Here is a 26,259-nt window from a genome sequence, read left to right on the forward strand (position 1 = left end):
CCGGGCGCTCGGGGCATGGCCCGGCGCACCCGGCTGTGCCAGACTCAGCCACCGTGCAGGACGCCGCCGACAGCCCCGCGCCGAACCTCGCCGACCGCCTCCGTCGGGCCGCCGCCGACCACGGCGACCGGGCCGCGCTCCACTGGCGCGACGCCACACTCACCTGGTCCGCGCTGGACGCCGCGGTCACCGCCACCGCCCGCGCGCTGCACGCCGCCGCGCCGCCGGCGGACCGGACGCCGCACCCGCCCCGGGTGGCGATCGCGTTCGGCAACACCCCCGACTTCGTGGTCACCTACCTGGCCGTGCTCCGCGCCGGCCTGGTCGCCGTGCCGGTCAACCCCGCGCTGACCGGCCGGGAGCTGCGGCACGTGCTCGCCGACTCCGGCGCCGCCATCCTGGTCGGCGCCGCCGACGTGACCGCCCGGGTGGACCCCGCCGACCTGCCCGCGCTGCGCGCGGTGCACACCACCCCGCCGGTCGCCGCCGACGACGCCCCGGCCCGGTTCCCGACGCGGGGCGGGGACGACCTGGCCGTACTGCTCTACACCTCGGGCACCGAGGGCCGGCCCAAGGGCGCGATGCTGTCGCACCGGGCGCTGGCCGCCAACCACGCCCAGACCGACCGGATCGAACCCCCGGTGGTCGGCCCCGACGACACCGTGCTGCTGGCGCTGCCGCTGTTCCACGCGTACGGGCTGAACTCCGGGCTCGGGGCGGTGCTGCACCACGGCGCCACCGGCGTGCTGGTCGACGAGCCCGGCCCGACCGGGGCGCTCGACGAGATCGCCCGGCACCGGGTCAGCGTGCTGCTCGGCGTACCGTCGATGTTCCTGACCTGGGCCGAAGCGGCAGGTGACCCGGCGTCGGCGCTGGCCGGCGTGCGGGTCGCGGTGTGCGGTGCGGCACCACTGCCGCCGTCCGTCGGCGCGCGCTTCACCGAACTGACCGGGCACCCGGTGCACGTCGGCTACGGGCTCACCGAGACCGCGCCGGTGCTCACCTCCACGCTTGTCGGCGGCGAGCCGAAGCCCGGCTCGATCGGTCGCCCGCTGCCCGGCGTCGCGCTGCGCCTGGTCGGGTCCGACGGCGACGAACTGTGGCGCGACGGGGTGCCCGCCGCCGAGGCCGAGGACGACGGGATGGACCTCACCGACGACCCGACCGGCACCGACCCCGGGCAGATCGTGGTGCGCGGCGCGAACCTGTTCGCCGGCTACTGGCCGGACGGGCGGGGCGGGCCCGGCCCGGACGGCTGGTGGGCCACCGGCGACGTGGCGTACGCCGACGGCGACGGCGACCTGTTCCTGGTCGACCGGCTCGGCGAGCTGATCCTGGTCAACGGCTTCAACGTCTACCCGCACGAGGTCGAGTCGGTGCTCCGGGCACACCCCGGGGTGGCCGAGTCGGCGGTCCTGGGCGTGCCGCACCCGCGGACCGGCGAGACTGTGCGGGCGTACGTGGTGCGCACGGCCGGCTCGTCGGTGACGGCGGCGGACCTGCTCGCCCACTGCGCGCGTAACCTGGCCCGGTTCAAGTGCCCGACCGCCGTCGAGTTCGTCGACAGCCTGCCGTACTCGGCGATCGGGAAGGTCCGCAAGACCGAGCTGCGCCCGGCGCCCGTGGTGCCGTCGCCGGCACCGCCGACCGAGACCCGCACGGAGGTACCCGATGTCCAGTGACGCGAGGCTCATCCTGATCACCCGGCCCGGCTGCCACCTCTGCGAGGACGCGAAGGCCGCGCTCGACCGGGTGGTGGCGGTCACCGGCGACCGCTGGGTGGAGAAGGACGTGACCGGCGACGTCGAGCTGGAACGCGACTACGGCGACCGGCTGCCGGTGGTGCTGCTCGACGGCAAGGAGCACGGCTACTGGCGGGTCGAGGAGGACCGGCTGCTGCGGGACCTGACCACCCCGCAACTGTGAACTATGGTGCTCGGATGACGGGTACGCGGCGCCACCTGGTGTGGGACTGGAACGGCACCCTGCTCGACGACCTCGACCTGGTGGTGCGCGCCACCAACGTCGCGTTCGCCAGCGCCGGCGGTCCGGCGGTCGGCGCGGACGAGCACCGGGTGCGGTTCCGCCGGCCGATCGTCGACTACTACGCGGAGATGCTCGGCCGGGCGGTCGACGCCGAGGCGTTCGGCGTGCTCGACCGGGTCTTCCACGACGCGTACCGGGCCGGGCTGACCAGTTGCGCGCTGGCCGCCGACGCCACCGCCGCGATCGCCGCCTGGCCGGGCAGCCAGTCGCTGCTGTCCATGTGGTTCCACGACGAGCTGGTGCCCACCGTGCACACGTACGGGCTGACCCCGCACTTCCGCCGCGTCGACGGGCTGCGCGCCACGGTCGGCGGCGGGCCCAAGGCCGAGTGGCTGGAGAAGCACCTGGCCGAGCTGGGGCTGGCCGGCTCCGACGTGGTGCTGATCGGTGACTCGCTGGACGACGCCGACGCGGCCACCTCGGTCGGCGGCGCGGCCGTCCTCTACACCGGCGGCCTCTCCGACCCGGCCCGGCTGCGCGCCAGCGGCCACCCGACCGCCGACACCCTCACCGAGGCGGTCACGCTGGCCCGTGCGCTGCCCTGAGCCGGCGGGTCAGGCGCGGAGGTGGGCCAGGACGGCCAGCACCCGGCGGTGGTGGGTGGTGGCGTCCGGCGGCAGGTCGAGCTTGGTGAAGATGTTGCGGACGTGCTTCTCCACCGCGCCGTCGCTCACCACCAGGGCGCGGGCGATGGCGGTGTTGGAGCGGCCCTCGGCCATCAGCGCCAGCACCTCGCGCTCGCGCGGCGTCAGCGCCGCCAGCGGGTCGTCGCGCCGCCGCCGCACCAGCAGTTGGCTGATCACCTCCGGGTCGAGCACGGTGCCGCCGGCGGCCACCCGGGCCAGCCCGTCCAGGAACTCGTCGATCGCGGCCACCCGGTCCTTCAGCAGGTAGCCGATGCCGCCGCCGGCGCCGCCCGCGGTGTCCAGCAGGTCGTCGGCGTACGACACCTCGACGTACTGGGACAGCACCAGGACCGGCGTGCCCGGCACCCGGCGGCGGGCCTCCACCGCGGCGCGCAGCCCCTCGTCGGTGTGTGACGGCGGCATCCGCACGTCCACCACCGAGATGTCCGGCCGGTGCGCCACCACGGCCTCGACCAGCGCGTCCCCGTCGCCGACGGCGGCCACCACCTGGTGCCCGAAGTCGGTCAGCAGCCGGATCAGCCCCTCCCGGAGCAGTACGGCGTCGTCCGCGATCACCACCCGCATGGGTCCGGTGTCTACCACGTCGGGGTCCCACCGTGCGTCCTCGACCCGCTGTGGCGGGTCGTCGGGGGACGTCACCGGGGCAGCTCCGCGTGGATCCGGGTCGGCCCGCCGGCCGGACTGTCCACCTCCAGCGTGCCGCCGGCCGCCCGGACCCGGTCGGCGATGCCGCTGAGCCCGTGCCCCTTGGCCAGGTGCGCGCCGCCCACCCCGTCGTCGGCGACGGTGATCTCCAGTCGGCCCACCTTCCGGGTCACCTCCACCCGGCAGGCGTCAGCCCGGCTGTGCTTCGCGACGTTGGTCAGCGCCTCGGCCACCACGAAGTACGCGGTGCTCTCCAGACCCGGGTCGAGCCGGCCGTCGGCGGTGCCCAGGTCGTCGTCGACGAGCAGCTCGGTCGGCGCCAGCGCCCGGGCGGCGAGCGCGGCGAGCGCGCTGGGCAGCCCCCGGTCGACCAGGATCGGCGGCGCGATGCCCCGGGAGAGCGCGCGCAGCTCGTCGAGCGTCTCCCGGGTCTGGGCGACCGCCTCGTCCAGCGTGCGCCGGGCCGCCTCCGGGTCGGCGGCGAGCTGGTGGCGGGCCCGACCCAGGTCCATGGCGAGCCGGACCAGCCGCTGCTGCGGCCCGTCGTGGATGTCGCGCTCCAACCGGCGCAACGCGGACGCCTCGGCCGAGGCGGCGGCCCGCTTCTGTTCCTCCAGCGTGACGATCCGCTGCCGCATCTCGGCCACGCCGGTGAGCAGCGAGTACGCCAGCGCGGCCTGGATCCGGGCACAGGCCCGGGCCACCAGCGGGAGGGTGAACAGGGCGAACAGCCCGATCGCGGTGTTCAGCGCGATGCGTTCGCGGGCGCCGTCGCCCATGCCGAGGAGCTGGCTGAGGTCCTGGTCGTCCGGCCCACGCGGGATGGCGCCGTCGTACACGCCGTACAGCGAGCCGGCCAGCGCCAGCGCCCACCACACCAGCACCACCACGAACGTGGGCAGGGTCACCAGGAGCCGGAGGAACGCGTGCAGCAGGTCGAGCCAGGACTGTGGATCGCGGATCGGGGTGAAGATCCGACGCCATAGCCCCGCCCCGCGCTCGGGCGTCCGGTAGATCGGGCGGACCCGGGGCCGGCCGAGCACGCCGGGGAGCCGGAGCCGTTCCAGGTCGGCCAGCCCGCGCGCCGCGTAGAGCACGCCGGCCAGGATCGGCAGGCCGAGCGTGGTGACCAGCAGCCCGGCGGTGAGTGAGATCCCCGCCACGGCGAGCACGAACCCGACCACCGCCAGCGGGAGGCTGAAGAGCACGTAGCCGGTGTCGCGGGCGAGCCGGCGGAGCAGACTCCGGACGGGTGACGAGGGAACGGGTGTGGTGGCCAACGGCGCGGCGGTCATGGTTCGAGGCTATGGGCCCGGTCCCGGCCGGCCCATCCCGTACGCAGGCCGGTCCGGGGTGGGGTTCTCCCTACCGGCACGTGAGAAGCGCCTCTCCAGGTCGCTCACGAAGCGTTACCGCACGCACGCGATTGGTCAGAGAAGTCGGGATTGAGCAATAATCGCCTCGCGCCGCCGAGGAGCGCGGTGATCGATCTTGTGGGAATGGAGGGGCAGGTGGAGCCGCATCGCGAGTCATCAAGATCGCGATTTGTGCACGTCTTCACAAGCGCCTACTCTGTAGTTCCGACGCGCCCTGCTAGCACAGCCGGCAACATCGGTCGCCAGCGGGAGTCCCGAAACGGCCGGCCCCCGTCGCCGGTCGAGGATCGCACCGCACGGAGTCTCATGAGTCAGCACCGTCCCCCTGGCGCGCCCGGCCGCACCGGTGCCGTACCGGCGCTTCCGGACCTGCCCGAGGCGACCGTGTCCCGGCTCCCGGAATACCTGCGCGCGCTGCACGCGCTCGCCGACGCCGACCACGAGACCGTGTCCAGCGAGGGCCTGGCCAGCGCCGTCGGCGTCAACTCCGCCAAGCTCCGCAAGGACCTCTCCCACCTCGGCTCGTACGGCACCCGCGGCGTCGGCTACGACGTCGCGTTGCTGATCGACCAGATCGAGTCGGTGCTCGGGCTCACCCAGTGCCGGGCCGTCGCGCTGGTCGGCGTGGGTAATCTCGGTCACGCCCTGGCCGGCTACGACGGCTTCGCCAGCCGCGGGTTCCGGATCGCCGCGCTCCTCGACGCCGACCCGTCCCGCGTCGGCGAGCGGATAAACGGGCTGGTCGTCCGGCATGTCGACGAGCTGTCCCGGGTGGTCGCCGAGGAGTCGATCTCGATCGGCGTGATCGCCACCCCGGCGCCGGCCGCCCAGGCGGTCGCCGACGAGCTGGTCGCCGTCGGCGTGACGAGCATCCTCAACTTCGCGCCCTGCGTACTCTCGGTCCCGGAAGGAGTCGACGTGCGCAAGGTCGACCTCGCGATCGAGCTGCAGATCCTGTCCTTCCACGAGCACCGCAAGGCGTCGCTGACCGCGCTGCCCGCCACCGGCGGGTCCGCGCTCACCGCCCTGCCCGGCGGGCTCGCTGCCACCGACACCCAGGAGGCGATCGGCACGTGAAACTGCTCGTCGTCGGCGCGTCCTACCGCACCGCCCCGGTCGCCGTCCTGGAGCAACTGGCCGTCCCGCCCGCGGATCTCACCCGCACGCTGGACCGGCTGGTCGCCCAGCCGTACGTCGCCGAGGCCGTGCTGGTCTCCACCTGCAACCGGGTGGAGGTCTACGCCGCCGTCTCCGGCTTCCACGGTGGGCTCGGCGACATCTGCGCGGTCCTGGCCGAACAGGCCGACTGCCCGCCGGCGGCGCTCGCCCCGCACCTCTACGTGCACTACGACGCCGCCGCCGTGGACCACGTCTTCCGGGTCGCCGCCGGGCTGGACTCCATGGTGGTCGGCGAGGCGCAGATCCTCGGTCAGCTCCGCGACGCCTACCACTGCGCCGGCGGCGCCGACTCCGCCGGCCGGCTGCTGCACGAGCTGATGCAGCAGGCGCTGCGGGTCGGCAAGCGGGCCCACGCCGAGACCAACATCGACCGGGCCGGGCAGAGCGTGGTCACCGCCGCGCTCGACCTCGCCGCCGGCCTGCTCGACAGCGACCTGACCGGCCGACCCGCCATGGTGGTCGGCGCCGGGGCGATGGGTTCGCTGAGCGTGGCCACGCTGTCCCGGCAGGGCGCCGGCCCGCTCGCCGTCACCAACCGGGGGGCCGCCCGCGCGGTCCGGCTCGCCGAGTCGTACGGCGCCACCGCCGTGCCGATGGCCGAGCTGGTCGACGCGCTCTCCACGGTGGACATCGTGGTCGCCGCCACCGCCGCCGCCGAGCCGGTGCTCACCCGCGACGTGGTGACCCGGGCGCTGGCCCGCCGCGACGCCGACCGGGGCCCGCTGGTCCTGCTCGACCTGGCCGTCCCGCGCGACGTCGAGGCCGGCGTCGCCGAGCTGTCCGGCGTCGAGGTGATCGACATCGACCGGATGGCCACCGTCCTCGCCGACGGGCCGGCCGCCGCCGACGCCGCCGAGGTGGGCCGCATCGTCGCCGGTGAGGTCGAGGCGTTCCTGACCTGGCTGCGCGGCGCCGACGTGGCGCCCACCGTGGCCGCGCTGCGCGGCCGGGCCGACGACGTGGTCACCGCCGAGCTGCGCCGGCTCGGCCAGCGCCGCCCCGACCTCAGCGACGACCAGCGCGCCGAGGTGGCCCGCACCGTGCACCGCGTCGTGCAGCGACTGCTGCACCAGCCGACCGTACGGGTCCGCCAGCTCGCCGCCGAGCCCGGCGGCGACCAGTACGCGGCCCTGCTGCGCGAGCTGTTCGACCTGGAAGTGCCGCAGACGTCCCCGGTCGACACCGTCCCCGACGTGGTCGCCACCGACACCGACGGCCGGCCGTCCTTCGACGCGTCCGACGTCCCGCCCACCGGAGGTGCGCGATGACCGCCCCCCTGCGCCTCGGCACCCGGGGCAGCGTCCTGGCGCTGGCCCAGTCCGGCCACGTCGCCGAGGCCCTCACCGCGGCCACCGGCCGCCGGGTCGAGCTGGTCGAGGTGGTGACCGCCGGGGACCGCTCCACCGCCCCGGTGCAGCGGCTCGGCGTCGGCGTCTTCGTCTCCGCGCTGCGGGACGCGCTGACCGCCGGCGAGATCGACTTCGCCGTCCACTCGTACAAGGACCTGCCCACCGCGGCGGCGCCCGGCCTGCACATCGCGGCCGTGCCGTCCCGGGAGGATCCACGCGACGCGCTGGTCGCCACCGGCGGCCGTACGCTCGCCGAGCTGCCGCCCGGCGCGCTGATCGGCACCGGTGCGCTGCGCCGGATCGCCCAGTTGCACGCGCTGGGCATGCAGTTCGAGGTCACCCCGATCCGGGGCAACATCGACACCCGGCTCGGCCGGGTGCTCGGCCCGGACGCCGACCTCGACGCCGTCGTGCTGGCCCGGGCCGGGCTCACCCGGATCGGCCGCACCGACGTCATCACCGAGACGCTCGACCCGATGCTCATGCTGCCCGCGCCCGCCCAGGGCGCGCTGGCCGTCGAGTGCCGGGCCGACGACCACGACCTGGTCGAGCTGCTCGCGCTGCTCGATCACGCACCGTCCCGCGCCGCGGTCACCGCGGAACGGGCGCTGCTGGCCACCCTGGAGGCCGGGTGCAGCGCACCGGTGGCCGCCTACGGCGAACTCGCCGAGGGTGACACCGGTGAGGAGATCTACCTGCGCGGTGCGGTGATCAGCCCGGACGGTTCCCGTGACCTCCGACTGTCCCGCACCGGAACGCCCGCCGACGCGGCGGAGATCGGCAAGGCACTCGCCGCCGAACTCCTCGAACTCGGCGCCGACTCGATCCTCGGCCAAGAAGGACACGCCGGCCCGGGGACCCAGCAACTTGGGAGCACAGAATGACCCGCACCCGTAAGCCCGTAGGCCGGATCGCTTTCGTCGGGGCCGGCCCCGGCGACCCGGGCCTGCTGACCCGCCGGGCGCTCGACGCCCTGGTCGAGGCCGACCACGTGGTGTACGACCGGGGAGTCCCCGAGTCGCTGCTGACCCACGTCCGCGCCCAGGCCCGGCCCGACGCCGAGTTCAGCCCCGCCGAGGGCGTCCCCGGCGACGTGGCGAAGGTGCTGATCTCCGCGGCCCGCTCCGGGCAGAACGCCGTGCACCTGGTCGCCGGTGACCCGTTCGGCCACGACTCGGTGGTCAAGGAGGTGCAGGCGGTGGCCCGCACCGCCGCGCACTTCGAGGTGGTGCCGGGCGTCGGCCAGGCCGAGGGCGTCGCCACCTACGCGGGCGTCCCGCTGCCCGGCGTACGCACCGCCGCCGACGTCGAGGACGTCACCACGCTGGACTTCGACGCGCTCGCCACCGCGGTGGGCCGGGGTTCGCTGGCGCTGGCCGTGGACGCCGGTGACCTGGCCGCCGTCCGGGACGGCCTGCTGGCCGCCGGCGTCGACGGCGCCACCGGGGTCGGGGTGACCGGCGACGGCACCGGCGAGACGCAGTACACCACCACGTCGACCGTGGAATCCTTCGTCGCGGCGGCGCTCGGCTTCACCGGCCGCGTCGTGCTCACCGTCGGCGCGGGCGTCACCGACCGCGACAAGCTGAGCTGGTGGGAGAACCGCCCGCTGTACGGCTGGAAGGTGCTGGTGCCCCGCACCAAGGAGCAGGCCGGCGCGATGAGCGCGCGGCTGCGCGCGTACGGGGCGATCCCGTGCGAGGTGCCGACCATCGCGGTCGAGCCGCCGCGCACCCCGGCCCAGATGGAGCGGGCGGTCAAGGGCCTGGTCGACGGCCGGTACGCCTGGGTGATCTTCACCTCCGTGAACGCGGTCCGGGCGGTCTGGGAGAAGTTCGGCGAGCACGGGCTGGACGCCCGGCACTTCGGCGGCGTCAAGATCGCCTGCATCGGCGAGGCGACCGCCGACGCGGTCCGCGCCTTCGGCATCCAGCCGGAGCTGGTCCCCGCCGGGGAGCAGTCCTCCGAGGGCCTGCTGGCCGAGTTCTCGCCGCACGACGAGATCCTCGACCCGGTCGGCCGGGTGCTGCTGCCGCGCGCCGACATCGCCACCGAGACGCTCGCGGCCGGGCTCACCGAGCGCGGCTGGGAGGTCGACGACGTGACCGCGTACCGCACCGTGCGCGCCGCGCCGCCGCCAGCCGAGATCCGCGACGCGATCAAGTCGGGCGGGTTCGACGCGGTGCTCTTCACCTCGTCCTCGACCGTCCGGAACCTGGTCGGCATCGCCGGGAAGCCGCACGCGCGTACCGTTGTTGCCGTCATCGGGCCCAAGACGGCGGAGACCGCGACGGAGTTCGGCCTGCGGGTCGACGTGCAGCCGCCGCACGCCTCGGTCCCCGACCTGGTGGAGGCGCTCGCCGCCTACGCCGTCGAGCTGCGCGAGAAGCTCGCCGCCATGCCGGCGAAGCAGCGCCGCGGCTCGAAGGTGCAGGGCCCGACCGCCCTGAGGTTCCGCTGACAGGAGGCCCCTCATGCCGTACCCCGAGATCCGGCCCCGCCGGCTGCGCCGCAACGCAGCCGTGCGACGGCTGGTCGCCGAGACCCGCGTCGCCCCGGCCGAGCTGGTCGTGCCGATGTTCGTCAAGGAGGGGCTGACCGAGCCACGGGCCGTCGCGTCGCTCCCGGGGGTGCTCCAGCACTCCCGGGACTCGCTGCGCAAGGCGGCCGTCGAGGCGGTCCAGGCCGGGGTCGGCGGGATCATGCTGTTCGGGGTGCCGGCGACGCGGGACGAGACCGGCTCCGGCGGCCTCGACCCGGACGGCATCCTCAACGTGGCCATTCGGGACGTGATCGCCGAGGTCGGTGACTCGACGGTGGTGATGAGCGACCTCTGCCTGGACGAGTTCACCTCGCACGGGCACTGCGGCCTGCTCACCCCGGACGGCGGCGTGGACAACGACGCCACGCTGGCCGCGTACGCCGAGATGGCGGTCGCCCAGGCCGACGCCGGGGTCCACGTGGTCGGGCCGTCCGGGATGATGGACGGGCAGGTCGGCGCGGTCCGCCGGGCCCTGGACGCCGCCGGGCACCAGGACGTCTCGGTGCTCGCGTACGCCGCGAAGTACGCCTCCGCCTTCTTCGGCCCGTTCCGGGACGCGGTGGAGTCGGCGCTGGACGGCGACCGGTGCACCTACCAGCAGGACCCGGCGAACCTGCGGGAGTCGCTGCGCGAGGTCGAGCTGGACGTCGCCGAGGGTGCCGACATGGTGATGGTCAAGCCGGCGCTGCCCTACCTCGACGTGGTGTCGGCGGTACGCGCCGCGGTGGACGTCCCGGTCGCCGCCTACCAGGTCTCCGGGGAGTACGCCATGGTCGAGGCCGCCGCCGCCAACGGCTGGGTCGACCGGGAACGGGTGATGCTGGAGACGCTCACCTCGATCCGACGGGCCGGCGCGCAGATCATCCTCACCTACTGGGCGGTCGAGGCGGCCCAGTTGCTCCGCGAGCGCTACTGACCGTACGGCCGACGCCGGCGGGCGGCCCGCAGCGCCTCTCCCCACCAGCCCACCTCGTCGAGCGTCGCGTCGGCGGCCTGCCCCAGCGGACCGTCGTCGACCAGCCGGCCCTGCTGGTCGAGGCGGTCCCACGGTGCGGTGAGCACCACGCCGGTGCGGGTGGTGGTGGCGTGCAGTTCGGCGAAGACCAGCCGGAGCTGCTCGACCGCGCGGATCCCACCCGACCCGGCGCCGTACGAGACGAACCCGACCGGCTTGGCCACCCACTCCCGGTGATGCCAGTCGATGGCGTTCTTCAGGGCCGCCGGGAAACTGTGGTTGTACTCCGGCGTGACCACGACGAAGGCGTCGGCGGCATCGAGGCGGCCGGCGATCGGGCTGGCCGGGTTGCCGCCGGGCGGCGTGTCAGCCAGCGGAAGCGGCACCTCGGCAAGATCGATCAGGTCGGTCCGGAGGCCGTCACGGCGCCCGGCGTGGTCGACGAACCAGTCGGCGATCAACCGGCCCATCCGGGGCCGGCGGACGCTGGCGACAAGCACGGCGAGGTTCAGTGGCGGTTCTTGCGTCATCATGGGACGGACGCTAAGACTTGAACAATTGTTGAAGTCAAGCCGTTCCGGGGGAGTGCCGTGGGCATGCTGACGGTGGGCGAGGTGGCGCGGGAGGCCGGGGCGACCGGCTCCGCGATCCGCTTCTACGAACGACAGGGCCTGATCACGGCCAGCCGGACCAGCGGCAACCAGCGTCGGTTCGGTCCCGACGCGGCGTGCCGGGTGCGGGTGGCCCGGGTGGCGCAGCGGATCGGCCTCAGCGTCGGTGAGATCCGCGACCTGCTCGCGGCGCTGCCGCCCGAGCCGGACCTGACCGACTGGCAGCGGCTGCACGACGGGCTCACCGCCGAGGCCGAACGGCGTATCGCCGAGCTGCACACCGCGCTCGACGACATCCGCTCCGGCCGCCGGCTCTGCGACCTGTGACCCGAGCTACTCTCGCTCCCTACCCGGCTCGGCGCCCGCCCGCCCCCGGGGTGCCCGCTCGCTCGCCTGCGCTCGCCCGCGTCCGCTCGCCCGCGTCCGCCCGCCCGCGTCCGCTCGCGCGTGGGCGTCTGTCTCGCCTGCGCCTCCCTGCCTTCGCGTGTCGCCTGCCCCCGGCGCGGCTCCCTGGTGCCCGCCTGTCGCGCACCTTCTGGTTACGGAGAGTGGAAGTTCCTGCTTCCCATGCCTTCCTCGTTTGCTGCCTTTGCTCTGCAGACAATGGCGCATCGGTAACGGTTAGCTACTGATGCCTGGATGGTTGCAGAGCAAAGGCGATTGCGGGAGCGGCACGGGCGAGCGGCAACGGCGTTAATTTGTCCGCTTTTGCGTCTTGGATGCTTCGTAGAGTGTGACGCGGCAAGCAATCGGCATCACTGACAGTCATGTTTACGCTCCGTGTCTGCGAAGCGCGCTATCACCGAGGCCGGGAGCGGCTGTTGGCACCGGCTGACGGGTTTTCCACAGCGTGAGGTGCCGGGGTTGCCGGGCTCCCTGCGGAGGCGAGAGCGTGGCGGGGTGACAGAAACCGGCGACAGCCCGCCCGAGGCGGCAACGGAACTCGGCGCGGGCGAAGCAGCCACGGCGTCCGCTGGAGGCCGCGCCCCCGGGGAAGGCCCGCCGGCGCTGCTCACCGAGCCGTTCGACGTGCGCTTCCCGGCGGCCGGCATCGTTCGCGCGGTCCGCCGTCGCGCCGACGCCAGCCAACGTGAGCTGGCCCGGTTCGCGCGGGTGCACCCGACCACCGTCGGGCGGATCGAGGCCGGCACGCTCGCGCCCAGCCTCGCCATGCTGTCGCGCATCCTCGGCACCGCCGGCTTCCGGCTGGTCGTCGTCGACGAGGCCGGCACGGTGCTCAAGCCGATGCGTGACCGGGCCGACCTGCGCGACGGCGCCGAACGTCGCTACCCGTCCCACCTCGACGTGGTCACCGACCCGGAGCCGGGGGAGTGGTGGGCCGACCGGTACGGGCTGGCCCGGCCGCCGGAGACGTTCTACCGGGACCGCGCCGTCCGGGACGCGCTGCGGCGCCGCAGCCAGTGGGAGGTGCGGGTGGCCAAGTACCGGAACGTGCCGCCCCCGCCCGACCCGCAGCGGCGCGGATACCGCAGCGGCCCGCCGCCCGGCTGGAGAGCCGGATGACGGGCCGCCGCGCGGAACACCGCTCAGTCGTCGTTCAGGATCGTCCCGACGCCGGACGGGTCGGCGAGCCGGAGCCCCGGCACGCCGGCCACGTACAGCGTGAGCTGCTCGTTCGCCTCGCGCTTGCGGTCGCCGCGGACGGTGACCGGGAAGGCGAGCGAGGTGCGGCCGGCGGCCAGCACCCGGCAGCCCACGTACGGGTCGTAGTCCGAGCCGGCCTGGGCCGTGGTGCCGTAGGTGGCGGCACAGAGCAGGGCCGGCTCGGAGAGCGGGCGGGACACGGTGACGGTGAACGTCATCGTGGTGGTGCCCTTGTCGCCCTCGGTCACCGAAGTGTCCGCCACCCGCAGCGCGGCGCGGGAGCGGAACCGGGCCACCGTCGGGTCGTGGTCGCTGGCGCCCCGGTCGCCCAGGTCCGCGGCGTCGGTCGGGTAGTCGGCGTTGATGTGCGCCGTCCGGACCTGGACCAGGTCGTCGTGCATCGGGTCGTTCACGAACATGTTGTCGAGCGTCTGCGCCTGCCCGCTGAACGTGTACGAGTACGCCGCCGCCGGGGCGTCCGCGACCAGGTCGTCCCAGAGGTTGTGCAGGCCGGCCTGGTAGAGCGGAGCGAGCTGGTCCGACGGGGTCGGGTTCTGCGCGGTCGCGATCGGGTCGTCCGGGCGCGGGAAGACGTTCAGGTCGCCGCCGTAGACCACCCGGGCGTCCGGGTCGGTCGCCTCGACGGCCCGCACCAGCGCGGCCCCGTACGCGGCCTGCTCACGACGCTGCCCGACCCGGCTGTCCGGCCCGGACGAGAAGTGGTTCGCGACCGCCCAGAGCGTGAAGTGCTCGCCCGAGCCGGGCGCGGCCTTCACGGTGAACCGGGCGAGCTGCGCCGCGCGGGTGTAGACGTTGCTGCCGTCCACACCGGTCGACCGGTCCACGTCGTCCGGCAGCACCGCGTTGAACGCCTTCGGGTTCTGCACGTCCGCGTTGGACGGCAGCGCGGCCGAGCGGTACTGGACGGTCGGCGCGGAACCCAGCAGCGGATCGGTGGCGGTCGCCTGGGCCAGCGTCAGCCGGTCGGTGCGGTAGAGGAACGCCGAGGCGATGCCCCGGGCGTCCGCGCCGGTCCGGTCGTACGCGGCGGCGTAGGCGGGCCCGCCGTTCGCGGCGACGGCCAGCGCCAACTCCTGCACCGTGTCCGGCGCGCCGTCGGCGTTGTTGACGTCACCGCAGGCCAGGCTGCCGTCGACCACCGAGCAGATGTCCTGGTCCTCGGCCTCCTGCACCAGGATCAGGTCCGGGCTGTGCAGCGAGTCGACGATCTGCCGGGCCTGCGTGGCCAGCTTGGCGGCGTACGCCTCGGGGCTGGCCGGCACGTAGTCGAACGGCGGGCTGACGCCGGGGCATCCGCTGTTGCCGGCGAAGTCGCAGCCGTCGAACGGGTCGTCCCGGTAGTCGTACAGGTTCTCCACGTTGTAGGTGGCGACCGCGACCTCGCCGTTCCGGTCCGCCGGCCGCGGCGGGTTGTTCTCCGCCGGGTCCGCGCCACCGGTCAGGGTGAGCTGCTCGGGCTGCACGCTGTACTTGCTGAACGCGTACGAGACGGAGCCGTAGGCGTCCTCGGTCAGCGTGTCGAACGTGCGCGCCTCGGGCAGCAGCGCGCCGGAGTCACCGGCGGTCGCCTTCACGCCGCCGGCCCCCAGCAGGATGCGCTGGTTGTTGCCGTTGTCGAAGAGCGTGCCGGGGATGTCGTCCAGCGGGTGCGCGTCCCGGAACACCCGGCGGGCGTACGGGTCGGACCGCTTCATGACCGGGTCCTCGCGGTCCAGCACGTAGATCTCGGAGTCCGCGGTGGAGGAGTAGATGTGCCGGGGTGCGGAGACGCCGCTGCCGGCGCGGACCCGCACCCGCTCGCCCTCGTGCCGCTCCCAGAACAGGTCGGCGGCGTCCGCCTCGGCCGGCGGGACCGCGTCGACCACCCGGACCGCGCTGTCCACATCGAGCCCGGAGTCGAGCTTGCGGACCAGCGAGGCACTGGAGAGCTGGGTCTGGTTGAAGTACTCCGAGACGCGGCCACGCAGCACCACCTCGTCACCGACCGTCGGGGCGTAGCCGCCGATCAGCGTGGTGAACGAGCCCATGAAGACGAAGATGCCGTCCGAGGTGAGCGGGTCGCCGTCCTCGCTGCCGAGCCGGCTCTGAAGGTAGAAGCCCCACTGGTCGGCCCCGGCCGAGGTGCGGGTCAGCGACTTGCCGGTGATCACGCCGCGCACGTCGTACAGCGTGGTGCTGGTGCCGTTGCCGGTGGCCGGCGCGAACGGCGACCGGTCGGTGCGACCGCTCTCGTCGTCGGCGGTGCGGCCCTGCACCTCGCCCACCGACAGCACGCTTGTCGCCTGCACGGCGAGCGTGCAGGTGGCGGTGCCGCCCTCGGCGTCGGTCGAGGTCACGGTGACCGTGTAGGCGCCGGCCGGGAGGCCGGTCGCGGTCAGCGTGGCGGTGGCGGTGGCGCCGGCCGCGGTCGCCGGCGTGAACGCGGTACGGCTGATCGAGCCGCTCGTCGGCGACGGGACGACCGAGGTGACCGCCAGGTCGGTGATCGTGTCGTCGGCGTCGGTCGCGGTCACCTCGCGGGTGGCGGTGGCGCCCGCCTCCAGAGTCAGCGCGCCGCCGCAGGTCAGCGTCGGCGGCCGGTCGACCGGGCCGCCGCCGTCGACGGCGTGGCTGCCCAGCCCGTCGAACGTGTCGGTGGCGAAGCCGGCCCACTGGGCGGTCGGGTCGAACGGGTCGGCCGGGTCGGTGTCGCCGGTGCTCACCGAGGGCAGCCGACGCAGCGTGTTGTCGGCCGTGCTGGTGAGCCCGCTGCCCCACTCGGTGCCCGGGTCCACGCCCACCTGGCCGATGGAGTCGACCACCGTCTCGCCCCGGCGCAGCACGATCGCGTCGTCGCCGTTGAACAGCGCGCCGCCGTACGTCTGGTCGGCCTGGGCGAGGATCGCCGGCGCGGCCGACGCGGCGGCGAAGACGAACACGTCCCCGCCGGCGACGGTGCCGGTCAGCGCCACGGTGGTGGCGGTGGTGGCGCCGTTGAAGTAGAGCTGGAGCTGGTAGCCGCCGGCGGCCAGGTCGACCGGCGCGCCGGTGCCGTTGAACAGCTCGACGGCCTTGTTGTTGGACGACCCCTCGACGTATTCGGAGATGAACAGGTCGGTGGGCGCGGCGCTGGCCGCGGGGGGTGCGATCCCGATCGCCGTGACGGAGACGGCGGCGGTGGTCGCGAGCGCGGCTAAGGTGCGGCGCGGGCGCATGGAGCCTCCACGATGGGTGGGCGGGAACTAACGCACGTTAAGGGTCGTGGCGGGCCTGCGTCCATCCCCCGGGCAGCCGTTTGGTGAACAGGCGTCAGCGGTGGGTGTCCAGCCGGTGCACCAGCTCGGCGACGTCCACGCCGTACTCGCACCAGTCGCGGTCGGGTCGGTAGCCCAGCTCCGCGTTGACCTTCAGCATCGACTCGTTGGCCTGCGCGTTCCAGGTCTGCACCTCGGCCAGCTCGGGCTCGGCCGAGCGCAGCTCCAGCAGCATGCGCGCCTTGATGGCCCGGTCGATGCCGTAGCCGCGGTGGTCGCGGACCACGATGGTGTCGTACTGGTCGGCCCGGGTCGGGTGCTGCGCCGGCACCACCACCTCGGTCAGCCCGGCCACCTCGCCGGTCTGCTCGTGCAGCGCCAGCACGATGTACGGCTTCATGCCGCGCCGGTGCAACGTGGCGAGGCTGTCGCGGAGCCGCTCCGGATCGTAGGAGCTGGGGCGCAGTTCGCCGTCCTCCATGTCGCGCACCTCGGCCTTGGCCCGCGCGTACGCCTCGATGAGCTCGTCCGGCGGCCCGCCGGGGCAGAACTCGACGTGGTAGCCCGCGCCCACCTCGGCGGCCATCTCGGTCAGCGCCGGCCAGTCCACCGTGCCCAGGTCGAGCACGCTGCGGGTCTCGACGTACTCCCGGGTGAAGCCGAGCGCCTCGTAGAACGCGACGGCCGGGGTGTCGCCGACCACCTCCACGCCGATCGACTGGAAGCCCTCGTCCCAGACCCGGCGGGCGGCCACCCGCACCAGTGCGCGGCCGATCCCGGTGCGGCGCAGCGTCGGGTGCACCAGCACCTCGAGCACGCCGATGCCGCCGAGCAGCAGCACGTGCACGTGCCCGACGATCGCGCCGGGCGTGCCGTCCGGCGCCGGATCGCCCTGGGCGACCCAGGAGATCCGCCGCTCGCCGAGCATCACCTCGGAGAGGTACTCCCGCAGGGAGTTCGCCTGCCAGGGAGGGTCCTGGGGCAGATCGGCCGCCAGGACCGCGTTCAACGTGTCCAGCAGCGACGCGATCTCGGCGGACGACGCGGTCCGAGGGTCCCACTCGCGCACCATCACCCGTACAGCTTGCCGTCAACCGCAGCTAGACGGAAGGGTTGAGTCCGCGAATGTACGCGCGTCGTCACGTCACGTGCCGCTCCGGCGCCCGTACTCGTCGGCCTTGGTGAAGACGTCCTGGGCGTACCGGCGTACATCGTTGTAGGAGAGGATGGCGCCCCACCAGTCGCCGGGAATGGTCATGTTCCGGCCACCCTTGCACAGGTACTCGCCGGCGGCCAGCGCCGCGTCGTCGATGTCGTGCGGGTTCTTCACGCCGTCGTTGTCGGCGTCCGCGCCGATCTCCTGCCAGGTGCTGGGGATGAACTGCATCGGGCCGAGCGCCCGGTCGAACTCCTTGTCGCCGTCGAGCCGGCCCTGGTCGGTGTCGAGGATCCGGGACCGGCCGCCCTGCCCGTCGAGCCGCGCGCCGAGGATCTCCGGCACGGCCACCCCGTTCGCGCCCAGCCTGGCCTTGTTGGCCGAGCCGTGCCCGGACTCCACGAAGCCGATCGCGGCGAGCGTGGTCCAGCTCAGTTGGCAACTGCGGTGGGTCTGCGCCAGCACCAGCTCGGCGTAGCCGTACGCCTGGAGCGCCACCGTCGGGATGTCGGTGGCGCGGCCGACCCGCTCCGCCCAACCGGCCAGCGCGTCGGCCGGGCGGCCACCGGGCAGGGCCGGGTTGGCGGTCGGCCCGCCCGGCAGCGGCGTGCCGGCCGGCCCGACGGTGCCCGGCAGGCCGGTCGGGGCGGGGAGCGTGGGCGCCCCGGTCAGCCCCGGCACGGCACCGGTCTCCGGCACGCCGGGCCCCGGGGGAGCGCTGGTGGCCTCGACCGCGACCGGCTCCGGTTTGCGCACGGCCGCCGGCACGAGCACCGCGCCGGCCGCCACGGCGGCCCCGACCAGGGCGAGCAGGAGCAGCGCGGGCAGCGTGGCGCGCCCGCTGGGCCGGCGCGACCAGTCCCGGGTGGCGCGGGCCGCGCCCGCGGCGAGCTGCCGTGGCCGGACCCGGCCGGCGTGCGCGAACGGCATCCGTCGGCGCCGGCCGACCGCGGGCGGCCCGGACTCCGATGCGGACGCGGGCGTGGCGACAGGGTCGGGCGCGGCCTTGGACGCGGGCGTGGCGACAGGGTCGGACACGGCCTTGGACGCGGGCGTGGCGACAGGGGCGGACGCGGCCCCGGACGCGGGCGTCACCCCGGGGGCGGATGCGGCCTCCGGTGACGTCGCGGACTTCTCCGGTGACGTCGCGGACTTCTCCGTGGACGCCGCGGGCGGAGCGGGCTCGCCGCGCCGCGCGCCGGGAACCCGCCCGGCGCCGCCGTCGGGCGGCGCGGCGGGTCGCAGGGGCCGGGCCGTCGCTCGCCGTTCGCCGTCCACCACCCGTCGAGTATCACCCATCCGTGCGACAGCGTCAGGCCCGGCCGTACGCTGTGCGAATGCCCCGGTACGAGTTCCGTTGCCGCGCCTGCGGCGACACCTTCGAGGTCAACCGCCCGATGGCCGAGGCCGCCCGGCCCGCCACCTGCCCACAGGGCCACGCCGACACGGTGAAGCTGCTCTCCACGGTGGCGTTCACCGGCCGGGGCGGCGCCGGCCCGACCGGTGGGGGACCCGCGCCGGCCGGCGGAGGCTGCTGCGGCGGCGCCTGCGGCTGCTGATCCTCGGCGGGCGTTCTTCGCCGGTGAGAACTTTTGGTCGGAATCCGCCTACCCGTTCTCACGATGCGTGACGACGCGGTCATAGGGCAGCATGGACCCGACGTCAGCGGGGGGAGGTTCGACGCATGTCGCCACCGATCCACCTCCCCAGCGGGTGGGTGACCTTTGTATTCACCGACATCGAGGGCTCGACCCGGATGGCCCGGATGCTCGGCCCGGTCTACCGTCCGGTGCTGCGGGAGCATCGCCGGCTGCTGCGCGACACGCTCGCCGGCACGGACGGGTCGGAGCTGCTGACCGAGGGCGACTCGTTCTTCCTCGCCTTCCCGGACGCCGCCGCCGCCGTGCGCGCCTGCCTGACCGCGCAACGCGCGCTCGCCGGCCACGACTGGCCCAACGCAGACGCCATCCCCCGGGTCCGGATGGGCCTGCACACCGGCTACGCGGAGCCCCGCGACGGTGAGTACGCCAGTCCGGAGGTGCACCGGGCGGCCCGGGTGGCCGCCGCCGCGCACGGCGGTCAGGTGCTCTGCTCGGCGTCCACCGCCCGACACGCGGATCCGCTGCCGGACGGCGCGTCGCTGCTGGATCTCGGCCTGCACCGGCTGCGCGGGTTCGACGACCGGGAACGACTGTTCCAGCTCGTCGCGCCCGGTCTGGAGCGGCGGTTCCCGCGTCCGCGTACGGCCGACGCGGCGGCGCACAACCTGCCCACCCAGGTCACCTCGTTCGTCGGCCGGCACTTCGAGCGGGCCGAGCTGGGGCGGCTGGTCGAGGCGTACCGGCTGGTGACCGTGCTGGGCGCGGGCGGCGCGGGCAAGACCCGGCTGGCTGTGGAGCTGGCCTCCGGGATCGTCGAGGACTACCCGGACGGCGTCTGGTTCGTCGACATCGCCGCGGTGACCGACCCGGGGCTGGTCGCGTTCGAGATCGCCGCCGTGCTCGGCCTCCGCCCGGAGCCGGGCCGGCCGATGGTCGACACCCTGGTCGAGTACGCGGCGCCGCGCCGGATGCTGGTGGTGCTGGACACCTGCGACGCCCAGCCGGCCGCGTCGGCCGAGGTGATCTCCCGGCTGCTGGCCGGCGGCCGGGGGGTGCGGGTGCTGGCGACCAGCCGGGAGTCGTTCGGCGTGCCCGGCGAGGTGGTGTGGCGGATTCCGCCGCTGTCGGTGGACGAGGTGCCCGACGGCGGCGCGAGCGACGCGGTGGCCCTGTTGCTGGACCGCACCGCAGCCGCCCGGGGCGGCCGGCCGCCGGACCCGACCGAGCAGGCCGACTTGCGCCGGGTGGTGCGTCGGCTGGACGGGTTGCCGCTCGCCATCGAGCTGGCCGCGGCGCGGCTGCGGGTGCTCTCGGCCGGTCAGTTGGCCGAGCGGCTCGACGACATGCTCGGCACGCTGGACGCCGGGCGCGAGTCGGCGGAGCCGCCGCCGGTCGAGGCCGGCTGGAGCGGCAACCAGCAGGACACCGTCGACCTGGTGGCCGCCGCGACCGGGGCGGCCCCGCCGACGGCCGCGACCCGGGCCGTGCAGCGGTCGGCCAACGAGCGGCACCTGACCATCCAGGCCACGGTGACCTGGTCGTACCGGACGCTGGGCGCGCGTTCGTCCCGGCTGCTGCGCTGGATGGCGGTCTTCGCCGGCCCGGTGGACCTGCCGTCCGTGCAGTGGCTGCTGGACGAGGATCCGCTGGACCCGCTGTCGGTGCTGGTGGACAAGTCGATGGTGCTGGCCGAGCCGCACGCCTCGGGCAGCACCTACCGGATGCTGGACCCGATCCGCGCGTACGCGGCCCGCCGGCTGATCGAGACCGGTGAGGAGCAGAGCGCCCGGGACCGGCACGTCGCCTGGTCCCGGCACGCGCTGGACCGGGCGCACCTCGGTCCGGACGGCCGACCGGTGACGCTTTCCCTGTACGTGCTGGACCCGCTGGCCGGGGAGCTGCGGGCCGCGCTGCGCTGGTGTGCCACCGGTGGCAGCGCCCGGTCGGGGCTGCACCTGGCCGGCGGGCTGGACCAGTGGTGGCGGGAGCGTGGGCTGGCCCGGGAGGGGCGGCTCTGGCTGTTCCGGCTCTACGGCCGGATCGCCGAGACCGGCGAGGACATCCCGGAGGCCGAGCTGGCCGCCGCGTACCACATGCACTCGCTGCACGCCGGCGCGGACGGGGAGTTCGCCGAGGAGCTGCGCTACTCGCAGCGGGCCGAGGCAGCCGCCCGGCAGGCCGGTGACCTGGGGCTGCTGGCCCGGGTGCTGGCCGGGCGCGCCGCGCCGCTGGTCGACATGGGCCAGTTCGCCGAGGCGGAACGGGTCTGCCGCGAGGTGATCGACTGGGCGTACGCGCAGGACGTGGTCGGCGACGCGCTGCTCGCCGTCTACAACCTCGCCGAGCTGCTCTGGCGCCGCGGCGCGTTGGACGAGGCGGCCGAGGTGCTCGGCGCGGCGCGCCCGGTGGAGGCGACCCGCCCGGTGGAGCGGGGCCGCCGTTCGGTGGACATGCTGCTCGGCATGGTGGCGCTGGCCCGGGGCGATCTCGTCGCGGCGCACGAGCACCTGCTGGTGGCGTTGCGGTCCCGGATGAGTCACGGCTACCTGGGCCGGGCCTGCGACACGGTCAACGCGATCGCGGTGCGCTGCGCGCTGGCCGGGGACGCGGTGGCCGCGGCCCGGCTCTTCGGCGCGGCACAGGCCACCCGGGCGAGCCTGCGCGCCACCCCGGGCATCTACGAGCCGTACTGGCTGGCCAGACAGGCGGAGCTGCGCCGGAGCCTGGGCGACGAGGCGTTCGACGCGGCGTACGGTGCGGGGGCGGGCCTGCGGTTGGACGAGGCCGCCGCGCTGGCGCTGCACGTCGAGCATCCGGACCTGTCGGCGGACTCGTTCTGGTTCGGCCCGACCACGCCCCGGCCGGCGGCCGAGCCCCGCAGCACCACCGGCTGACCACCCCACCCCACCCTCCACTCACGCCCAACCCCTCACGCCCTGCGCGCAAATTCACGGAAAGAGTGGCTATCCGGGCCCGGATAGCCACTCTTTCCGTGAAGTCGGGCGGGGCCGGGGGTGGGCCCGGCGGGCGTGGGTGGGTGGGGTGGGTCAGTTGCGGGCGGTGGCGTGGCGTTCCGCGTCGGCCTTCATCCGCGCGGCGCGGTCGAGGTCGGCCTGCTGCACGGCGGCGAGCGAACCGAAGACGCTGACCGCCTGGTAGTAGGTCCAGGCGAGGCTGTAGCAGGCGGGCCGGACCACCGAGTTGTAGGTGGCGCAGACCCGCTTCAGGTCCTCGTAGAACGCGCTGTCCAGGCGGGACTTGTTGGCCGGGAAGATGCCCATCGCCTTGTGGTTGCGGTAGCCGAAGTCGTGCCGGTAGCAGGAGAGGTTGAACGTGAAGCCGAGCGGGTTGTCCGGGCTGGACGAGCAGTAGTCGGTGGACCAGTCGAAGCCGTACTCGGTCCAGGGGGCCCGGTTCACCCGGGCGCTGTTCCAGGCGTTGTAGCTGGCGGCGCTGGTCTGGGTCCAGCTCGACAGCACCGACAGCTTCTGCTGAGTGCTCACCGCGGCGACGGCCGGTGAGGCCAGGCCGAGCGTGGTGAGCAGGGCGATCACGCCGGTGGCGAGCGTGGTGGCGAGGCGACGGGACATGGGGGACCTCCGCGGGGTTGGGCGTCGGGACGGGCGGTCCGGGATCACCGGAGTTCGAGAAGTGTCGATCAATGGGGTGGCGTGGGGGGATGGCCCGGAAGGCCGCTTGCTGACATCCGCGTAAACAGACGAATGCCCCCGGGTCGCCGTAGCGGTCCGGGGGCATTCGCGGCGGATCAGCGGACGAAGCGCGGCGGGCTGGCCGGGCTCTCGTTCGCCAGGCGGTCCAGCGCGGTCACGTGGTAGGTGTAGCGCTGGCCGGCGACCGCCGTGGTGTCCACCCAGGACTGCACGTCACCGTCGGTGGCCCGGACGGTGCCGACCAGGTGGGACGCGTCGGCGAAGTCGCAGCGTCCGGCCAGGCCGGTGCCGTCGAACCGGTAGATCGCGTACGAGGTGGCGGTGCCGAGCGGGCCCTTGCCGTCGGCGGGCTGCCGCCAGCTCAGGCGCACCCCGTCCGCCTCCCGCTGGGCTCCGGTGACCACCGGGAACAGCAGCGGCTTGTGCGGCAGGTGCGTCATGGTGGGCACCAGCGCGGGGCGGGAGTAGTGCTCGGCCGCGTAGATGTCGGTGGCGCCGAGCCGGTTGGCCCGGACCTGCACCGCCGAGAAGTGCACGTTGCCGAGCACCTCCGGGTACGACCGGTTGAGCGTCAGGTGGTTCGACAGCTCCTGCGGGTTCATCCAGAACGAGCCGTACGCCGGGTCACCGCTCTTGTAGTCGGCCTGGCCGATGTAGAGCTGGACCTTGGTGCCGCGCACCGTCTCCGCCCACCACGGCACCAGCCGGGCGTAGTCGGCGGCCGGGTACTGGCCGATGTACCAGTAGAGCTGCGGCACGATGTAGTCGATCCACTCCTGCTTGACCCAGGTGCGGGTGTCGGCGGAGATGATGTCGTACGACTGCGAGCCGGTGGTGTCCGAGCCGTTCGGGTCGGCGGACGCGTTGCGCCAGATGCCGAACGGGCTGACCCCGAACTTCACCCACGGCTTGGCCGCCTTGATCTTGGCGTTCATCTCCTGGATCAGCAGGTTGATGTTGTCCCGCCGCCAGTCGGCCTTGTCCGTGAAGCCCCGGTTGTACTGCGCGAACGTGGCGTCGTCCGGCACCTGGTGGGTGCCGCTCGGGTACGGGTAGAAGTAGTCGTCGAAGTGCACGCCGTCGACGTCGTACCGGTTGACCGCGTCCATCATCGCGGTCTGGACGAACTCGCGGACCGCCGGGACGCCGGGGTTGTAGTAGAGCCGGCTGCCGGCGACGCCGGCCGGCGGGTAGGCGAACACCCAGTCCGGGTGCGCCCGGGCGGGGCTGTCCGGCGCGAGCTGCGACAGGTCGGCGCCGGCGCCACCGGGGGCCGGCATGGAGACCCGGTACGGGTTGAACCAGGCGTGGAACTCCAGGTTCCGCTTGTGCGACTCGGCGACCAGGAAGGCCAGCGGGTCCCAGCCCGGGTTCTTGCCGCGTACCCCGGTCAGGTATTCCGACCACGGCTCGTACGGCGAGGGCCAGAACGCGTCAGCGGTCGGGCGGACCTGGACCACGACGGCGTTGTGGTGGAGTTTCTGGGCCAGGTCGAGCCAGCCCAGGTACTCCGCCTTCTGCTTGGCGACCTGGTCCGGCGCGGTCCAGGAGTCCTTGCTGGGCCAGTCGATGTTCGTTACCGAGGCGATCCACATGGCCCGGAACTGCCGCTTGGGGGTGGCCGGGTTGGTGACGCAGTCGGTGGAACCGGTAGGTGTCGTCTCGTTCGGCGCGGCCTGCGCCGGGGTGCCGGCGACCAGCGCGCCGAGCAGCGCCACGGCCAGCGCGGCGGCTCTGAGCGGAGTTGCCTTCATGTGGTGCGGTCCCTTCGTCGGGTCCCGGGGGGACGGGCGGCGGCCGGCGTGATCGGCAAGATTCGCCGCACGGCGTGCGCCACGGGTAGAAAACTTTCATCAATCCCGAGTCGGCGCAAGACCCCGGGCCGGATCGATGCCGGCCGTGCCGGAACGGGCCACGGGTGAGCCGGGCCACGCCGCCGCATCGTGACCATTCCGACACCTCGCGTACCGGATTGGGGATCGGAACGGCTGGGTAGCTTGGCCGGTCACGGACCGCCGACCGTGGTGGTCGCACCGTTGGGGGAGGTGATCCATGTCAGTCCTACGGACCAAGCCGATCCAGGACGTGATCGCCCAGGGCGACGCCGACGGCGAAGACGGCAGGCCGGGGCTTCGCCGCCGGCTCGGGCCGGTCGACCTGATGGGCTTCGGCATCGGGATCGTGATCGGCACCGGGATCTTCACGCTGACCGGCGTGGAGGCGAAGAACAGCGCGGGCCCGGGCGTGGTGATCTCCTTCGGCATCGCCGGCGTGGTCGCGCTGCTCGCCGCGCTCTGCTACGCCGAGCTGGCCTCCAGCGTGCCGACCGCCGGCAGCGCCTACACCTACGCGTACGCGACCATGGGCGAGATCGTCGCCTGGATCATCGGCTGGGACCTGCTGCTGGAGTTCTCACTCGGCGCGGCGGTGGTGGCCCGGGGCTGGTCCGGCTACCTCACCGACCTGTTCGGCCTGCCCAGCGCCTGGTTCGCCGAGGAGGGCAGCATCGTCAACCTCGGCGCGATCGGCATCGTGCTGGTGCTCGGCGTGGTGGCCATCGTCGGCATCCGCGAGTCCGCCCGGGTCACCAACGTGCTGGTGCTGGTGAAGGTGGCGATCTGCGCCTTCGTCATCATCGCCGGCCTGTTCTTCGTGAAGGCGGCCAACCTCAGCCCGTTCATCCCGTCCGCCGAGCCGGCCGGGGCCGGTGACGACGGCATCAAGCAGCCGGTGACCCAGCTCCTCTTCGGGCTGGAGCCGTCGGTGTTCGGCTTCGTCGGGGTGCTCACCGCCGCCGCGGTGGTGTTCTTCGCGTACACCGGGTTCGAGGCCGTGGCGAACCTGGGCGAGGAGACCCGCAAGCCCAAGCGGGACCTGCCGCTGGGACTGCTCGGCACGCTTGTCATCTCCACCGCGCTCTACATCGGCGTCTCGCTGGTCGTGGTCGGCATGGTGAAGTACACCGAGATCGACGAGGGCGCGCCGATCGCGTCCGCGTTCCGGGCGGTCGGCGCCGGCTGGGCCGCGGTGCTCGTCTCCATCGCCGCCGTCGCGGGCCTGACCAGCGTCATCCTGGTCGACCTGGTGGCCATGGGCCGGATCGGCTTCGCCATCGCCCGGGACGGGCTCATCCCCCCGTCGATCGCGAAGGTGCACCCGCGCTGGGGCACCCCGTACCGGATCGCCGGGATCATGACGGTGGTGGTGGCGCTGCTCGCCGGCTTCCTGCCGCTCTCCGCGCTGGCCGACCTGGTCAGCATCGGCGCGCTCTGCGCGTTCATGCTGGTCGCGCTCGCGGTGCCGATCCTGCGCAAGCGGCGCCCCGACCTGGAGCGGCCGTTCAAGGTGCCGTTCTCGCCGGTGCTGCCGATCGTCACAGCGGTGGCCTGCCTCTACCTGAGCCTCAACCTGTCGGTGGAGACCTGGGTGCGGTTCCTGATCTGGATGGCGCTCGGCGCGGTCATCTACTTCGGCTACGGGCACCGCAAGAACCGGCTGGCCCGCCGCGAGCACGCGGAGGACACCCCCGAGCCCGCCCCCACCCCCTGAGGCCGCAGTTGAAGGAAGGGCCCCCTCATAACACCCGGTGGTGAGAGGGGGCCCCTTCTATACCGCAGGCGTT

21 protein-coding genes are annotated in these 26,259 nt (G+C 73.9%); 13 read left to right on the forward strand and 8 right to left on the reverse strand.

Going from position 1 to position 26,259, the window contains the following annotated elements:
• The first annotated feature begins 53 nt into the window (after nucleotides 1-53).
• The 3 genes from VKK44_RS00870 to VKK44_RS00880 are packed head-to-tail and all read left to right on the forward strand — an operon-like array spanning nucleotide 54 to nucleotide 2,591.
• The gene (locus tag VKK44_RS00870) at nucleotides 54-1,682 is read left to right on the forward strand and encodes an AMP-binding protein (protein ID WP_343444903.1); all 1,629 of its coding nucleotides are present in this window, start codon (nucleotides 54-56) and stop codon (nucleotides 1,680-1,682) included.
• A complete protein-coding gene (locus VKK44_RS00875) occupies nucleotides 1,672-1,926 on the forward strand; it encodes a glutaredoxin family protein (protein WP_343444904.1) in 255 nt (84 codons plus the stop codon). Before VKK44_RS00870 ends, VKK44_RS00875 begins: the two co-directional genes overlap by 11 nt.
• 14 nt (nucleotides 1,927-1,940) lie before the next feature.
• Complete coding sequence (locus VKK44_RS00880) at nucleotides 1,941-2,591, forward strand: HAD family hydrolase (RefSeq protein WP_343444905.1); 651 nt, start codon at nucleotides 1,941-1,943, stop codon at nucleotides 2,589-2,591.
• Between the two features lie 9 nt (nucleotides 2,592-2,600).
• Here VKK44_RS00880 and VKK44_RS00885 read toward each other — a convergent pair whose 3' ends face one another.
• Nucleotides 2,601-3,257 carry a response regulator transcription factor gene (locus VKK44_RS00885; RefSeq protein ID WP_343447618.1) on the reverse strand — a complete coding sequence of 219 codons (657 nt, stop codon included), beginning with the start codon at nucleotides 3,255-3,257 and terminating at the stop codon, nucleotides 2,601-2,603.
• 71 nt (nucleotides 3,258-3,328) lie between these two features.
• Nucleotides 3,329-4,633: a sensor histidine kinase gene (locus VKK44_RS00890; protein ID WP_343444906.1), complete on the reverse strand. Its 1,305-nt coding sequence runs from the start codon at nucleotides 4,631-4,633 to the stop codon at nucleotides 3,329-3,331.
• Between the two features lie 387 nt (nucleotides 4,634-5,020).
• Between VKK44_RS00890 and VKK44_RS00895 the strand changes: the two genes are divergently transcribed.
• Genes VKK44_RS00895 through hemB form a run of 5 tightly spaced genes read left to right on the forward strand, consistent with a single transcriptional unit; the run spans nucleotide 5,021 to nucleotide 10,700 of the window.
• On the forward strand, nucleotides 5,021-5,791 hold the full coding sequence (locus VKK44_RS00895) for a redox-sensing transcriptional repressor Rex (protein WP_343444907.1): 771 nt from the start codon (nucleotides 5,021-5,023) through the stop codon (nucleotides 5,789-5,791).
• Nucleotides 5,788-7,161, forward strand: a complete 1,374-nt coding sequence (locus VKK44_RS00900; RefSeq protein ID WP_343444908.1) for a glutamyl-tRNA reductase — start codon at nucleotides 5,788-5,790, stop codon at nucleotides 7,159-7,161. Before VKK44_RS00895 ends, VKK44_RS00900 begins: the two co-directional genes overlap by 4 nt.
• Complete coding sequence (gene hemC / locus VKK44_RS00905; protein ID WP_343444909.1) at nucleotides 7,158-8,126, forward strand: hydroxymethylbilane synthase; 969 nt, start codon at nucleotides 7,158-7,160, stop codon at nucleotides 8,124-8,126. Before VKK44_RS00900 ends, hemC begins: the two co-directional genes overlap by 4 nt.
• Nucleotides 8,123-9,703, forward strand: a complete 1,581-nt coding sequence (locus tag VKK44_RS00910) for a bifunctional uroporphyrinogen-III C-methyltransferase/uroporphyrinogen-III synthase (RefSeq protein WP_343444910.1) — start codon at nucleotides 8,123-8,125, stop codon at nucleotides 9,701-9,703. The genes hemC and VKK44_RS00910 overlap by 4 nt, the downstream gene beginning before the upstream one ends.
• A 13-nt stretch (nucleotides 9,704-9,716) precedes the next feature.
• Nucleotides 9,717-10,700: a porphobilinogen synthase gene (hemB, locus tag VKK44_RS00915; RefSeq protein WP_343444911.1), complete on the forward strand. Its 984-nt coding sequence runs from the start codon at nucleotides 9,717-9,719 to the stop codon at nucleotides 10,698-10,700.
• Here hemB and VKK44_RS00920 read toward each other — a convergent pair.
• Nucleotides 10,694-11,272: an NADPH-dependent FMN reductase gene (locus VKK44_RS00920; protein ID WP_343444912.1), complete on the reverse strand. Its 579-nt coding sequence runs from the start codon at nucleotides 11,270-11,272 to the stop codon at nucleotides 10,694-10,696. The genes hemB and VKK44_RS00920 overlap by 7 nt on opposite strands.
• Before the next feature lie 63 nt (nucleotides 11,273-11,335).
• Here VKK44_RS00920 and VKK44_RS00925 point away from each other — a divergent pair, with 63 nt between their 5' ends.
• Together VKK44_RS00925 and VKK44_RS00930 are read left to right on the forward strand one after the other, a co-directional pair.
• Nucleotides 11,336-11,677 carry a MerR family transcriptional regulator gene (locus tag VKK44_RS00925; RefSeq protein ID WP_343447619.1) on the forward strand — a complete coding sequence of 114 codons (342 nt, stop codon included), beginning with the start codon at nucleotides 11,336-11,338 and terminating at the stop codon, nucleotides 11,675-11,677.
• A gap of 573 nt (nucleotides 11,678-12,250) precedes the next feature.
• On the forward strand, nucleotides 12,251-12,874 hold the full coding sequence (locus VKK44_RS00930; RefSeq protein ID WP_343444913.1) for a helix-turn-helix transcriptional regulator: 624 nt from the start codon (nucleotides 12,251-12,253) through the stop codon (nucleotides 12,872-12,874).
• 23 nt (nucleotides 12,875-12,897) lie between these two features.
• Here VKK44_RS00930 and VKK44_RS00935 read toward each other — a convergent pair whose 3' ends face one another.
• The 3 genes from VKK44_RS00935 to VKK44_RS00945 form a co-directional block, all read right to left on the reverse strand.
• Nucleotides 12,898-16,170: a lamin tail domain-containing protein gene (locus VKK44_RS00935; RefSeq protein WP_343444914.1), complete on the reverse strand. Its 3,273-nt coding sequence runs from the start codon at nucleotides 16,168-16,170 to the stop codon at nucleotides 12,898-12,900.
• Nucleotides 16,171-16,264: 94 nt separating this feature from the next.
• On the reverse strand, nucleotides 16,265-17,281 hold the full coding sequence (locus tag VKK44_RS00940; RefSeq protein ID WP_343447620.1) for a GNAT family N-acetyltransferase: 1,017 nt from the start codon (nucleotides 17,279-17,281) through the stop codon (nucleotides 16,265-16,267).
• 72 nt (nucleotides 17,282-17,353) lie between these two features.
• On the reverse strand, nucleotides 17,354-18,646 hold the full coding sequence (locus VKK44_RS00945) for a lytic murein transglycosylase (RefSeq protein WP_343447621.1): 1,293 nt from the start codon (nucleotides 18,644-18,646) through the stop codon (nucleotides 17,354-17,356).
• A gap of 56 nt (nucleotides 18,647-18,702) precedes the next feature.
• On the opposite strand from VKK44_RS00945, the gene VKK44_RS00950 reads away from it, so the two are divergent.
• Both VKK44_RS00950 and VKK44_RS00955 read left to right on the forward strand, forming a co-directional pair.
• Entirely contained in the window at nucleotides 18,703-18,924 is a 222-nt protein-coding gene (locus VKK44_RS00950; protein ID WP_343444915.1) for an FmdB family zinc ribbon protein, read from the forward strand.
• A gap of 125 nt (nucleotides 18,925-19,049) precedes the next feature.
• Entirely contained in the window at nucleotides 19,050-21,860 is a 2,811-nt protein-coding gene (locus VKK44_RS00955) for an ATP-binding protein (RefSeq protein ID WP_343444916.1), read from the forward strand.
• Nucleotides 21,861-22,013: 153 nt separating this feature from the next.
• On the opposite strand, the gene VKK44_RS00960 is transcribed toward VKK44_RS00955, so the two are convergent.
• Both VKK44_RS00960 and VKK44_RS00965 read right to left on the reverse strand, forming a co-directional pair.
• Entirely contained in the window at nucleotides 22,014-22,556 is a 543-nt protein-coding gene (locus VKK44_RS00960) for a phospholipase (RefSeq protein ID WP_343444917.1), read from the reverse strand.
• Nucleotides 22,557-22,732: 176 nt separating this feature from the next.
• Nucleotides 22,733-24,391: a glycoside hydrolase family 10 protein gene (locus VKK44_RS00965; RefSeq protein ID WP_343444918.1), complete on the reverse strand. Its 1,659-nt coding sequence runs from the start codon at nucleotides 24,389-24,391 to the stop codon at nucleotides 22,733-22,735.
• Nucleotides 24,392-24,689: 298 nt separating this feature from the next.
• Here VKK44_RS00965 and VKK44_RS00970 point away from each other — a divergent pair, with 298 nt between their 5' ends.
• Nucleotides 24,690-26,186 carry an APC family permease gene (locus tag VKK44_RS00970; RefSeq protein WP_343444919.1) on the forward strand — a complete coding sequence of 499 codons (1,497 nt, stop codon included), beginning with the start codon at nucleotides 24,690-24,692 and terminating at the stop codon, nucleotides 26,184-26,186.
• Nucleotides 26,187-26,259 lie beyond the last annotated feature (73 nt).

The sequence above is a fragment of the Micromonospora sp. DSM 45708 genome, assembly GCF_039566955.1.
Classification (GTDB): domain Bacteria; phylum Actinomycetota; class Actinomycetes; order Mycobacteriales; family Micromonosporaceae; genus Micromonospora.

Bases quoted from the DNA above. Each gene is read 5' to 3' on its own strand.
- VKK44_RS00950 (WP_343444915.1), top strand. From the start codon at position 18,703: ATGCCCCGGTACGAGTTCCGTTGCCGCGCCTGCGGCGACACCTTCGAG.
- hemB (WP_343444911.1), top strand. From the start codon at position 9,717: ATGCCGTACCCCGAGATCCGGCCCCGCCGGCTGCGCCGCAACGCAGCC.
- VKK44_RS00880 (WP_343444905.1), top strand. From the start codon at position 1,941: ATGACGGGTACGCGGCGCCACCTGGTGTGGGACTGGAACGGCACCCTG.
- VKK44_RS00955 (WP_343444916.1), top strand. From the start codon at position 19,050: ATGTCGCCACCGATCCACCTCCCCAGCGGGTGGGTGACCTTTGTATTC.
- VKK44_RS00925 (WP_343447619.1), top strand. From the start codon at position 11,336: ATGCTGACGGTGGGCGAGGTGGCGCGGGAGGCCGGGGCGACCGGCTCC.
- VKK44_RS00885 (WP_343447618.1), bottom strand. From the start codon at position 3,257: ATGCGGGTGGTGATCGCGGACGACGCCGTACTGCTCCGGGAGGGGCTG.
- VKK44_RS00910 (WP_343444910.1), top strand. From the start codon at position 8,123: ATGACCCGCACCCGTAAGCCCGTAGGCCGGATCGCTTTCGTCGGGGCC.
- VKK44_RS00960 (WP_343444917.1), bottom strand. From the start codon at position 22,556: ATGTCCCGTCGCCTCGCCACCACGCTCGCCACCGGCGTGATCGCCCTG.
- VKK44_RS00940 (WP_343447620.1), bottom strand. From the start codon at position 17,281: ATGGTGCGCGAGTGGGACCCTCGGACCGCGTCGTCCGCCGAGATCGCG.
- VKK44_RS00970 (WP_343444919.1), top strand. From the start codon at position 24,690: ATGTCAGTCCTACGGACCAAGCCGATCCAGGACGTGATCGCCCAGGGC.
- hemC (WP_343444909.1), top strand. From the start codon at position 7,158: ATGACCGCCCCCCTGCGCCTCGGCACCCGGGGCAGCGTCCTGGCGCTG.
- VKK44_RS00875 (WP_343444904.1), top strand. From the start codon at position 1,672: ATGTCCAGTGACGCGAGGCTCATCCTGATCACCCGGCCCGGCTGCCAC.
- VKK44_RS00920 (WP_343444912.1), bottom strand. From the start codon at position 11,272: ATGATGACGCAAGAACCGCCACTGAACCTCGCCGTGCTTGTCGCCAGC.
- VKK44_RS00965 (WP_343444918.1), bottom strand. From the start codon at position 24,391: ATGAAGGCAACTCCGCTCAGAGCCGCCGCGCTGGCCGTGGCGCTGCTC.
- VKK44_RS00895 (WP_343444907.1), top strand. From the start codon at position 5,021: ATGAGTCAGCACCGTCCCCCTGGCGCGCCCGGCCGCACCGGTGCCGTA.
- VKK44_RS00935 (WP_343444914.1), bottom strand. From the start codon at position 16,170: ATGCGCCCGCGCCGCACCTTAGCCGCGCTCGCGACCACCGCCGCCGTC.
- VKK44_RS00890 (WP_343444906.1), bottom strand. From the start codon at position 4,633: ATGACCGCCGCGCCGTTGGCCACCACACCCGTTCCCTCGTCACCCGTC.